We start from the raw sequence: 12,327 nt of genomic DNA on the forward strand, positions 1-12,327 counted from the left end.
CGATTGATGATGTATCGCTAATTTCGCGACTCGCGGTCACAAATTGATAAAGTGGGGACACTTGTTGACATTCAGGTTACAAATCTCGAGCAAAATTCTTTAGACTCGCGCTAATGACTTTTAATGAGAATAACTGGATGCGCAGGCTGACATTAGCCCTTTGTTTGATCTTTTGGCTCCCTACGCTAGCCAACGCCCAAAGCTTGCAAGATAAATGGCAGTCCCTGTACCAATTGAGTTGGCAGGCGTCTCCGATCTTTGTTTCTCAGCAAGAGTTATCTCATTACCCAAAGGCTCTGCTTCAAGACAACAGCCGTTACCCAAATTTCAAAAAATTCACATGGCAAGATATTGCTTTATTGGCTGAGATTCAGCAGACCTGCCAAGCAATTGAGCCTTCTAACCCGGCTTTAAATGATGCCATAGAGTTCGAGCTTACTTTGTGTCGACAGCAAACGTTGGACTCTATCTGGTTTGCCGCACACTCAAAACGACATCCCGCTGGTGGCAGCTTTGCTGACCGTTATTTCGCTCATTACCCAGAAAACCGCGAACCAATACACCCATTTTTGACCATTTCGAACCCACTACATCCCCTCTATACTAAGCTGGAACCCTTGAGCCCAGAAGGAAAAGAAGCATTACTTAACGGATACCGAGCTTGGCAGCAAGGTGATGTTCTTTGGTTAAGTGGTGAGCAAGGTTGGAAAGTGGTCCCGCATGATGTTTGGAAGCCAATTGCGAAGGAACAAGGCATAACCTTATCTGAAGAAAGCTGTTCGTTTCGATACAGTAATCTCTGCCTGAGTGAAACGAACAACGACACTCTTTTCATGAAAGTGATGATCTTCTCTTTGCTAGTTGTTCTATTTTCAATATTAGCAAGGTCACTATTTCTAAGAACAAAACAGCGTAAAGAGAAACAGTTTGTGTTGCAGCTCCTGACTCATGAACTTCGCACACCAATTACCAGCCTTGGGTTAACCGTCGAAATGTTCAGAAATCGTTACGACGAGTTCCCTGATACCACTCAAGATGCAGTTTGGCGTTTGATATCTGACTATCAGAGGCTATCTCAACTTACTGAAAACAGTAAGGTTTACTTGAGTACAGAAAACGCTGAACCTTTATTGAAGCAAAACGCTTCTCTCGAAGAGTGGCTTGAACATGTATGCGAAAAGCACAACATCGACTATCAATGTGATTCCGGCGAAGTAGAGCTTAACCTGCCCTATTACTGGCTGACCATTTGCTTAGATAACTTGATCAAGAACGCTAAGCAACACGGCAAAGGTAATGTGTTAGTGACCGTTACCCTTGCTGACAAGTTAAGAATTGAGGTCCAAGATCAAGGACATTTCCCTTCATTCTTAGAACGAACCTTGTCCCGAGTCACTCCAAATGATGAGCATAGACACGATAACATGGGTATTGGACTCACCATTGTTGAACACTTGATGAAACAGGCGAATGGACGCCTCATTATTCTCCGTAATCCAACCCGATGTATTTTGGAAATAGCTTATGAACACCCTACTGCTGATTGAAGATGACCCACTACTTGGACAAGGCCTAGTCAGCTTCTTTGAGTCCAATGGTTATCAATGCCTTTGGGCACAAGAAGCTGCGCATGCCAATAAGCTTTGGTTACGAGCCGACCTCGTGGTGCTTGATAGGCAACTTGAGGACGGCGACAGCTTACAACACCTGCCAAACTGGTTACTTCTTAAAGCACTACCCGTGATCGTATTAACCGCGAAAGTAGAAGTTCAACAGCGTGTAGAAGGCTTAATGGCTGGCGCCAAAGATTATGTGACCAAGCCTTTTTCAAATGAAGAATTACTGGCGCGGGTCATCACTCAGTTGCGTCCACTGGGTGTCAGTCATCTAAATTACGCCAATATCCAAATCAACTTATCGGAAAGAACCGCCTATCTCGATCAAGCCCCAGTAGCGCTTAAACCGAAAGAGTTTCAGCTATTGGTCCTGTTTGTCCAGAGCCAAGGGCGAGTGTTCCACCGAGACGAGCTGCTTAACAAAATTTGGGGATACCAAGCCTTTCCGAGTACTCGAACTGTAGATAACCACATACTGCGTTTGCGCCAAAAGTTGCCAACACTCCAACTAGAGACACATCGTGGCGTTGGCTACCGTTTAGTTGGGGATTCGAAATGAAAGTAACATCGTTAACCGCTTTGCTGTGTGCGTTACCGTTTGCGAGTCATGCGACTTGGTTTACAGAGACACCTTTACAACGATCTTATCAATCGCTACTTAATGAGCAACCGCAGCTTGCATGGCAAGAGCTACAGATCGCACTCAATCAAGAATCGCTTGATAGTCAGCTTTGGCTGCCCGTAAAACAAGAAATACTCACTAGAACTCAATGTGGAAGAACACTTAAACAAAGCGACGGACCTGCCCACCACATCCAAGTGAGTTTTATTAAACGTTACGGTCTTTCGTCACAAGGCTATCAGATTAAGATCTCAGCCGAGCCACGCAGCAGTGACCTAAATAAAAAAGCACAGCCAGTCACACTCATCGCTCCTGATGGTCTTACGATGATTGAAGGACAGCTCAACTCGGGCGTCGACTATCAAGAAATCGAAACCAATGAGATGTTCATCAAACCAGAATCTGGTGTTTATCAGTTAACCGTTGGGACGAACAACTACCCACTTGTAGTCGCTTTAGATGACAGCAATCGCTGGTTAGCACTGGAGAATAAGCTTGAGAACGCACACGTTGTGGTCACGCCGCCAGAGGTTATCGATAACTGCCCTAGCACCCATGTAAGTTGGCAATGGTTTGATGAAAACTACAACATGTTAGGTTTCAAAGTTCCGATCAAAGCAAAACACGTCGCTGTTCCTACAGAAAGCCCATCAGTAGGTAAAGCTAGCCACTTGAGTGCCTCTGTAGAAAAGTTTGAATACCAAGGCGCGATTGAAATCCAATATGTTCAGCGTGTTGCGGTGCCCTTCTGAAGGCCAACCACAACAACATACTGATGGTTGTTTGAATTAGAAATAGAGACATATAGGTGACAAAACACTAACGCATCTCAGATGTAATAACCGTACTTACTCTTTACGGAATATCGATATGCTTAGTATCCACCACAAATTTAATGCTACATCTTGTGCCATTTTGGCCGTATTCGCCGCTTGTGCTTTTTCAACACATGCTCAAGAGAACGATTTAATACTTGCTGACCACACCGCCAACGACACCGTTTCGATATCACCAGAAACGCTCATGATAGATTGGAATGACCTAAGCATTAACAGTGCTTCGCTCACCGTTAACCGTATACCTCAAACAGTGGCCGAGATAACCAAGGATTCAACCAGTGCCGCTTGGACGTTAATGCCAAGCCGTATCGCAGTAACCGCAGAGTTAAATCAAGGTGAACTTGACCTCCAATTCACGCTACCTTCCGATATCAAGGTAAAGCGCAATCAACCAATAGAACTAGCGTGGTTCAACCTTGCGGAACAAGAAACACAAACACTGCTTCTGCCCTTTAGTGAAGGTATGCGCGTGCCTACCAACAATAAGCGATGGGCGAATTATCTCGCCAATAACCACTCTGGAAGCAACACCACTCAAGACCTAAAGATGCCGTTTTGGACCACACAACAGAATGGTCAATTCATCAGCTACCAATTGATCAACCCAACCAATAACCAACTGTTTTTTAATGATGTAACGTCTGAATCGGACTGTAAAAACAAGTCCCTTATCGATATGAGCTCATCACATCAGTTCACCGCGCTAAATCAGTCACAACCTTTTGCTGTACGTATCACGCTTGGCGATTCAATGCTCCATGGTGCCAAGCAATACCGCGACTGGCGCATCGCCAATGGGTTGTCAGAATCACTAGCCTCAAAGCAAGCGCGTAATCCAGACATTAGCAAGCTGGTTGGTGCAAGTCATGTCTACCTGTTTGGTAAAGATCCTTTGAGTATCCAAGATGTAACAGACTGGTGGGGAGCAAAAGAGTGGTACTTTGAACGCTCTAAGCTCAACATATCCAACCAAGCTAAGCGTGAGCTATCCACTTTATTTCAAGGTAAGGACTGGTTGAGCCGATATCATAAACAGTTGCTGTTGGATTCTATTAGCCAATCTCTACAAAGCTTATACCCCGTCGCATCCCCGACACTCACTGATAACACGATTGAGGCGCAATACATCGCGGCGCAAAGTCGAAAAAACTGGTTGTCTGAACACGCGTCGTCATTTCTCAACTCACCAGATACTTGGGGGCAAGCCTTATCATCCGGCATGGTCGATAATCTAAACAACGCAGGATTAAACAAGCTTTGGTTGGGCTTTGATAACTGGAAGCCTGCTTTTTATCAACCAAACGCAGTCGAGTTAGCAAAGCAATCTGGTTATCTGGTGGGGACTTACGACTCCTATAACACTGCAATACCGGCTCAGTTAAATGACAGCTGGTTAACCGCTCAGCTGCCAGATCCAATAAGAAAAACATGCGCGATTGAGCTAGCCGATGGGAGTTTAAAAAAAGGATTTCGTGGTAACGGGTTCTACTTAAATCCCAATTGCCATTTGGACTATGTAAAACAGCGCGCCAAAGACATCATGAACTTTGGTCACTTCAATAGTTTGTTCTTAGATGTCGATGCAACGGCAATGGCCCGTGAGGACTACAGAGACAATACCAGTGAGTCGGAAATGCTTTCTGCCTTTAATAACCGAATGCAGGGGCTGAGCGAACAACCGTCTCCGGTGTTGGGATCTGAAGACGGCAACAGCTTGACCACCAAGGGCATTGCGTTTGCACACGGCTTGGAAACGGTAGGGTTTGGTTGGACAGATAAAGATATGAAAGAAAACCGCCAGTCTCCCTACTTCCTAGGTCGCTGGTACCCAGATCATAAGCCGGACTTTTTCTTCAAACCAGCAAAGGTTAAAGAGCCCTATAAGTCGCTACTGTTTTCGCCGCAATATCGTGTACCGTTATACCAAACTGTATTCCATGATGAAGTGATTAATACGCACCATTGGCACTCAGACAGTCTCAAGTTTACCGATGTGAAAACCAACCGTGACTTAACAGCCATGCTATATAACACGCCCGCGATGGTGCACTTAACCAGAGGCGAAGCTCTCAAAAGTACAAGCCCGAGGCTCAGAGCGTTAAAACACTATCAAGATGGGTTTGAGCCGATACATGAACAGTTGTGGAATAAAACGTTGATTGATTTTTCATGGTTAGATACCCACGGTGCCGTCCAACAAACCACGTTCAGTGATGGCAGTAAGATCATCGCCAACTTCTCTGACCAAGCGTTTGATAAAGATGGCATCGATGTGGCTGCGGCTTCTATCAAAGCGATGTTAAGCAATGGAGAAGTCATAAAGTGGGGAACCAAACTTAACTGAATGTGATTGGTTTAGTCCCTTAGCTGTTAGCAGAAAGCTAAGGGATTGAGCTTTCGGTAATAACGCTCAGGCTCAAGCTAACCAAGCTAATTACGCTTTTGACTCTGAAACGCTGTGAGTAGATAATCGATAAATACCTTCTTGCGCTTCGGCATTAATTGTCTATCGGCATACACCAAGCTTACCGAGACTTGGGGCATGTTGTATTTCGGCAGCAGATTCACCAGTCGACCAGTCTTGAAATGCTCACGACAGATGAACTCAGGTAACACTGCCAGCCCTAAGCCATCGACACAGGCCGTTAAACAAGCGGTAATCGTATTTACCCGAAGTTGGCTTGGTAGCTGAATCAATTCAGACTCCCCATCACCTAGTTGCAATTCCCACTTAGGTAAACGTGCGGCTTTGTTTACCACCTCTATCATGCGAAATGGGCTCTTCAGATCCTTTGGCGTGTTTATCGGGCCAACTTGTTCTAGATATTTAGGACTCGCCACTAGCACACGTTTAGAGGTTGTTAGATATCGTGATACTAGGCTTGAATCGACTAGCTCACCAATCTGTGCGTACAGGTCAATTCCTTCACCGATGATGTCAACTTCTCGGTTGGTTAGCTCCAAGTTCATCGTCACATTCGGGTATTCAAGCAGAAAGCTATGGATGTATTTAGCAAGCACTTGATGACCCAACTCTACCGGTAGTACTACATTCAATGGACCACGAATCAGGTCTTGGTTTGCAGAGACTTCTAACTCCGCTTGATTCATGATCTCTTGCATTTGAAGGCTCGACTGATAGAAGCGCTCTCCTTCAGGCGTGAGTATCAAACTGCGAGTTGAACGAGTGATCAGTCTCACACCTAAATGCTGTTCTAGCTCTGCTAATTTTCGACTCACTGTTGATTTCGTCATATTCAACACTTCAGCAGCATGCGTAAAACTCCCACAATCAACCACTTGTGTGAAAACAGTCACAGCATTTAAGTCCATAAGACCTCCGAAAACTATAATTAGTAAGATTTTTGCAACAGTGTTTCCCTTTTTTCCTATCTTATCAATCAATCAGATTCATTTACAATTCGTTACATCCAAATAAAAACAAAATGAGAAAAGAGAAATGGCAGAGAACAACACCGCTTCGCAACAAGTAAGCACAAAAAAACGTAAAAAAGCCCCGCTTATTGCCACTGCGATCATGCTGTCATTGGGTTTAGCTGGCGCTGGATATTGGTACGGTTACGGTCAGTACTTTGAGTCGACCGATAATGCCTACCTACAAGGCGACATTACCAATATCAGCCCTAAGGTATCTGGCTATATCGTTAAGTCCTATGTAACGGACAACCAATCTGTTAAGGAAGGCGATCTATTGGTTCAAATCGATGATCGCGATTACCAAGCAGCACTTGCTCAGGCTAACGCTCACCTAGCCGTCGTCCAGTCTGATGTAAAGAACCTCATCGCCCAACAGACGTTACAACGTAGCAAAATTAGTCAAGCAGAAAGTGGCGTCGATTCAGCAGAAGCAGAATACGAACGTGCGATTCAACAAGTGCAGCGCTCGCGTAGCCTGTTAAAACGTAATTATGCTTCTCAAGATGAAGTCGATAGCATGGTCGCTCAACAAAAAGTAGCCCTTGCTGACTTAGAAGAAGCCAAAGCAAACCTGATTGCAAGTCACGACCAATTATCGGTTGTTGCCAGCGAAATAGATCAAGCCAAAGCATCGGTCACTGAAGCCCAAGCACAACAAGAACAGGCACAGCTAAACCTTGAATACACCAAAGTTTATGCGCCAACAGATGGCGTAATTGGTAAGCGAAGTGTTCGTGAAGGCTTATTGATTCAAGCTGGCTCACCGCTCATGAGTTTAGTGCCCAACAATCAAGTATGGATTGAGGCTAACTTCAAAGAAACGCAACTCAGTGGTATTCACAAAGGGCAAACAGTTGAAGTTGAATTGGATGCTTTCCCTGGGCAACCACTTGTAGGCGTTGTCGACAGCTTCTCACCTGCAACTGGCGCGAAGTTCGCACTACTTCCGCCAGAAAACGCAACAGGTAACTTCACCAAGATCGTGCAACGTGTACCAGTAAAAATTACGATTCCAGACCAGAAAGAGCTAAAAGGTCGTCTGCTTCCTGGTTTGTCTGTGGTTGCGACCATCGATAAACGAGGCTAGACCATGAGCAACGATGGCGCTATCACCCCTAAGAATGATGAGAATGAGATATCAACTCGCCATTGGATCGCCCTATTCGGTGGCTTGATTGGTGCGTTTATGGCGATCTTGGATATCCAGATCACCAACTCATCTCTTAAAGACATCCAAGGAGCGCTATCTGCAACCTTGGATGAAAGTTCATGGATATCTACGTCATACCTAGTCGCTGAAATGATCGCGATTCCACTCAGTGGTTGGCTCTCAAAAGCGCTAGGCAAACGTCGCTATCTAACATGGACTACAGCGATCTTCACCGTGTCGTCGTTACTGTGTTCATTCTCTTGGAACATGACCTCGATGATCGTATTCCGTGCGATGCAAGGTTTTAGTGGTGGTGCTTTGATACCACTCGCCTTCTCACTCGTTATTCAACTACTGCCTATCAACAAGCGTGCTATCGGCATGGCTTTGTTTGGTGTTACTGCAACATTTGCTCCATCTATCGGCCCCACGTTTGGTGGCTGGTTAACCGAGAACTTCTCATGGCACTACATTTTCTATATCAACATCCCACCGGCTCTGCTATTAATCACCATGATCCGATATGGCTTGGATGATGAGAAGCTCGACCTCGGCACGCTTAAACAAGCCGATTGGTTTGGCATCGCTACCATGGCTATGGGGCTTGGTTGTTTGGAAGTGGTACTTGAAGAAGGTAACCGTGAAGAGTGGTTCAACTCAAGTTTTATCATTACGTTGAGCATTATTTCTGCGGTGAGTTTGGTTTACTTCGTGATTAACGAGCTCCAACACAAAAAACCATTGGTTAATTTACGGCTCTTGCGTGATGGGCAGTTTGCGATGTCTTGTTTGGCGTACCTGATATTGGGTATGGCACTACTCGGATCTATCTACGTATTGCCGCTGTACCTTACTCAGATTCAGCAATACAACGCGATGGAAATCGGTAAAGTGCTTATGTGGATGGGTTTCCCTCAACTATTAATATTTCCAATCGTGCCTAAGCTAACTCAAGTCATTAAGCCCAAATACTTAGTGACCTTTGGCTTCGCGATGTTTGGTTTCAGTTGTTACGTAAATACCCACATGACCATAGACTTTGGTGGCCAACAGTTGATTTTATCAATGGTACTACGTGCGATTGGTAGCCCGTTCATCATGGTTCCACTTTCTTTAGTGGCAATGAAGAACATCAATAAAATGGATACGCCGGACGCTTCTACGCTAGCTAACGTTATGCGTAACTTAGGCGGGGCTTTCAGTATCGCGATTATCGCTACTCTGTTGGACAACAAAACGCGTGAACATCTAGGTCATATTAAAGAGTCATTGCCTTCAGTGAACCAGTTGGGTTGGCAAACACTGAAGGAGCAACAGGCGTTCTTTATTCAATCAGGAAGTGACGCTGCAACAGCGATGTATCAAGCCCAAGCAAGTTTGCTAGGAACCATGCAACGTGACGCGGCAATTATGGCCTACAATGATGTATTTCTTATGATGACCGCATTCTTGGCATTGGCTGCTGTTTTAATTCTTAGTATGCGTGATTAAGGTTGAAGGCTTAAAACGCCGCTTGAATCGTAGATAAATACGATTCTAATTCAACAAAAAAGCAAGACTAATCACTTGCCTCTTGTGAGCAAAAGAGTGTTAACCTTAGAAAGTTAAGGCTGAATCAGTCGCCGCAAAGAAATACTCTCGATTATTTATAAATATTCTTTAATTACCAATAGCTTACTAACCGCATAGATGTGAACTGAGCACCTTGACAATGTGCAACATGATACCTAAATTAAGAATATCATTAGTATAGAGGAAAATGGGTTTGACCTTACCAGGAGACCTAAGGGTGTTAATCGTCGACGACTCTAAGAGTGCGACGATTCTGATCAAACAACAGCTTGCTAGTTTAGGCATTGCTCACGAGTGTATTTTCATTGCGACAGATTATCGACAAGCCATTAGGGCTGTCGAGACGCATGCGTTTCATGTTTTGCTCATTGATTACCACTTAGAGCAGTCATTTACCGGCTTTGAGCTACTAAGTATTCTGTATCGTAATCGTCTTATCGACCACACGGTTGCAACAATTTTAGTCTCCGGGGATATGCGCCAAGAAACAGTACTTACCGCCCTATCAGGAGAGGCTCACCATTTTATTTCTAAGCCAATTAACACTCAGGTATTAGGCAAAAAAATCAAAAGTGCTGTATTCGAGTCAAGACAAATTGACCAACTCAACAGCCTATACCCTATTACGACACGGGAATTGCTTAAACAGGCATTAGAAATAACCAGCGAAAAATCTAATGTTCAATTCGAAGCAACACTGATTGAGCACTTGATCGCAGGGAAGAAGTGGCAACTGCTCTCTAGTCTAATCACTCACTCTAAAACTAATATGCACCCAACCAAATTGGTCGCAGAAGCGTTAATTCTAGATAGCTTAGGAAAACCGAACTTGGCGATAGAGAAACTGCACAACTATCTTATCGTTCAACCATTATCCCTGAACGTGATTGATTGCCTCAGCTGTATTTATGAAAAACACAAGATGCTACTGCCCGCTTTAAAATTGGCTATTCGTGCATTTGAGATGACACCAAGTATTAGTCATCGAGCAATCAGAGCTATCGATTTGGCCGAAAACGCTGATAATACACACATGCTCATTAAGCTTGGGGAGATGTACGCAAGCCATATTTCACCCGCCGATATCGACGTAATTCATTCAATTGGAACCCATTTCAATTCCATAAGAGCAACGTACCAAAGAGAAACTCAAGTACAAAATAAACGTCTTTTGCTTGAGCACGCCTCCCAATTTACCGAATTGGTCAATTTGAAGCTACCAGCCAAACTTCAACAACAAGTATTAGCAAGCCTAGCACTATTCCAAAGCAATATATTGTTGATTGAAGGCAGCCCGTTAGTTGCGCACAAAAAAGTGATACGAGCGACTAAATTGTTAGCTAATCAGTTTTACAATCAACCGACTTCACTGCTATCGCAATTTTTACCTTTGCTATGCCACTTTGGTGAATATTCATTGTATCACATCGTCGAGGAATGTTTGAAATTACGCGGTGAGGCAATAAACGATAAACTTGACTCTCGAAAAGTCGATCCTTCGAATTGTATCAACATCGGAAGCTCAGGATCGATCCAAGAACTACGCGACTTTATTACCAATTATCCCTATTCAGTCGCCGCTAAGCTAGACTACCTTTACGCTGTCAATAACGCATGCGTTGAAACAGACCTTAGCGACGAATACGTGGAAGATCTTATTCAGTTAGACCTTCCTCCTAGATGGAATCAATGGATTAGTGACTCATCAAAATATGGTTATTCCACTAAGCCGCCCAGCCCATTTTCAACATGCAGCCGACAGGAGTCTATATGCTAGATTTTGATGCTTTAAATGCCTACCTAGACAATGACAGAGATGTCATTTTTGCCGTGTTATCAACCTACCAAGAAGACCATGGTAATTCATTACAAGAGATCGAAGAACTGGTGCAACAGCAAGATTGGGGCAAGCTTCATTTCACGGTGCATACCTTAAAAGGCATATTAGCCAGCTTCGGGGAAGAGACAGCAACAGTTGCCCTCGAAAGAGTTGAACAAAACACGTTTAACAAAGTTGCTCCTGAAGCTGATGACCTTTCACTCATCTACAGTGAGATGAAAATTATTAATCAACAAATCGATGAAGTGCTCAGCACCTATTAATCTGGATGTCGTCCCTATTAATCAAGGAAGTCGTCCCGCTGACTCCATTTTGTCCCACCACCAAATAACGATCAGTGCTGAGGTTTTGTAGAATCACAGAACCTCTACACTTGTCATTTTCGTGAATAATTTATTCCTTTCGTATTACCTATGAGTTCAAATCGTTTGGATGTATTTAAGTAGCGAAGCTACTCTATACGTTTAAATTTTATGAAAATGAAAACTGTATACCCATCACCATGTATTAGAAAGAGAGTTTAAAGACCTATACAAATGTGATTAGAAGTAAGAACTATTCATTCAATCAAAATAAGCATCGGATTCATAAGAAGTTATACTCCTCCCACACTTCAAAAAAATTAACCCGCACAAAGTTTCAATATCGCTATTTTTACTCTACTGTTTTTAGATAAAAACAGTTGGATGGATCCTTATATGGCTAATACGGTCTGGAATAACCTTTCAGTCAAACATAAACTCTTTGGCTTAGTTCTACTTCCCATTTCACTTTTGCTCTTCCTCGCTGGCAGACAAGCCTATATCTTGACGACACAGTTAACTGATTTTGAGCGAACCAATCAGTTATCTGTCTACCTTCAAGATATTTCTATCTTATACAGAAGCACCTTAGCGTCGAGTCCTGAAGAGTTTACCGCTCAAAGTGAACAAGTTAAGTTAGAACTCAAAACCTTATCTCCTATTATCTTCCTCGGGGCTTCTGATGACATGGATCAGTTAGTCGCGGATTTTAGCGAAGCTACCCTATCGACTATGGAAGCAACGGACACTTACGATAAATTGGATGCCCAGGAGTGGCAGAGTGATTTATACAAACAGTTGTTGCTAGAGATAGAAAAAGTACCGTTCGAGAATACCAAGCGAGAAATCCAACAGCACCTGACCGCCTTACAACAACTCGAATGGTTAATGTTCTGGTCGAACGAAGAATTTAAATTGGGTACCTCACTTATTGAGATATTCTAAAGT

The 12,327-nt window shown here is 43.7% G+C and carries 10 protein-coding genes; 9 read left to right on the forward strand and 1 reads right to left on the reverse strand.

Annotation, left to right across the window (positions count from 1 at the left end; genetic code table 11):
- The first annotated feature begins 137 nt into the window (after nt 1-137).
- The 4 genes from OCV52_RS17225 (at nt 138) to OCV52_RS17240 (ending at nt 5,421) form a co-directional block, all read left to right on the forward strand.
- Nucleotides 138-1,547, forward strand: a complete 1,410-nt coding sequence (locus OCV52_RS17225) for an ATP-binding protein (RefSeq protein WP_137408223.1) — start codon at nt 138-140, stop codon at nt 1,545-1,547.
- A complete protein-coding gene (locus OCV52_RS17230) occupies nt 1,525-2,175 on the forward strand; it encodes a response regulator transcription factor (protein ID WP_137408214.1) in 651 nt (216 codons plus the stop codon). Before OCV52_RS17225 ends, OCV52_RS17230 begins: the two co-directional genes overlap by 23 nt.
- The gene (locus OCV52_RS17235; protein WP_137408215.1) at nt 2,172-2,990 is read left to right on the forward strand and encodes a DUF2861 family protein; all 819 of its coding nucleotides are present in this window, start codon (nt 2,172-2,174) and stop codon (nt 2,988-2,990) included. The genes OCV52_RS17230 and OCV52_RS17235 overlap by 4 nt, the downstream gene beginning before the upstream one ends.
- A gap of 118 nt (nt 2,991-3,108) precedes the next feature.
- The gene (locus OCV52_RS17240) at nt 3,109-5,421 is read left to right on the forward strand and encodes a glycoside hydrolase (protein WP_137408216.1); all 2,313 of its coding nucleotides are present in this window, start codon (nt 3,109-3,111) and stop codon (nt 5,419-5,421) included.
- Between the two features lie 86 nt (nt 5,422-5,507).
- Here OCV52_RS17240 and OCV52_RS17245 read toward each other — a convergent pair whose 3' ends face one another.
- Complete coding sequence (locus OCV52_RS17245) at nt 5,508-6,410, reverse strand: LysR family transcriptional regulator (protein ID WP_137408217.1); 903 nt, start codon at nt 6,408-6,410, stop codon at nt 5,508-5,510.
- 127 nt (nt 6,411-6,537) lie between these two features.
- Between OCV52_RS17245 and OCV52_RS17250 the strand changes: the two genes are divergently transcribed.
- From OCV52_RS17250 to OCV52_RS25665, 5 genes are all read left to right on the forward strand, one after another.
- The gene (locus OCV52_RS17250; RefSeq protein ID WP_137408218.1) at nt 6,538-7,602 is read left to right on the forward strand and encodes an HlyD family secretion protein; all 1,065 of its coding nucleotides are present in this window, start codon (nt 6,538-6,540) and stop codon (nt 7,600-7,602) included.
- Between the two features lie 3 nt (nt 7,603-7,605).
- A complete protein-coding gene (locus tag OCV52_RS17255) occupies nt 7,606-9,156 on the forward strand; it encodes a DHA2 family efflux MFS transporter permease subunit (protein WP_137408219.1) in 1,551 nt (516 codons plus the stop codon).
- Between the two features lie 268 nt (nt 9,157-9,424).
- Nucleotides 9,425-11,014, forward strand: coding sequence for a response regulator (locus OCV52_RS17260; protein ID WP_137408220.1), 1,590 nt, complete (start codon nt 9,425-9,427; stop codon nt 11,012-11,014).
- Nucleotides 11,008-11,340 carry an Hpt domain-containing protein gene (locus OCV52_RS17265; protein ID WP_008216978.1) on the forward strand — a complete coding sequence of 111 codons (333 nt, stop codon included), beginning with the start codon at nt 11,008-11,010 and terminating at the stop codon, nt 11,338-11,340. The genes OCV52_RS17260 and OCV52_RS17265 overlap by 7 nt, the downstream gene beginning before the upstream one ends.
- 435 nt (nt 11,341-11,775) lie before the next feature.
- The gene (locus tag OCV52_RS25665) at nt 11,776-12,324 is read left to right on the forward strand and encodes a type 2 periplasmic-binding domain-containing protein (protein ID WP_390903404.1); all 549 of its coding nucleotides are present in this window, start codon (nt 11,776-11,778) and stop codon (nt 12,322-12,324) included.
- Nucleotides 12,325-12,327: the final 3 nt, after the last annotated feature.

It is taken from the genome of Vibrio chagasii (genome assembly GCF_024347355.1).
Classification (GTDB): domain Bacteria; phylum Pseudomonadota; class Gammaproteobacteria; order Enterobacterales; family Vibrionaceae; genus Vibrio; species Vibrio chagasii.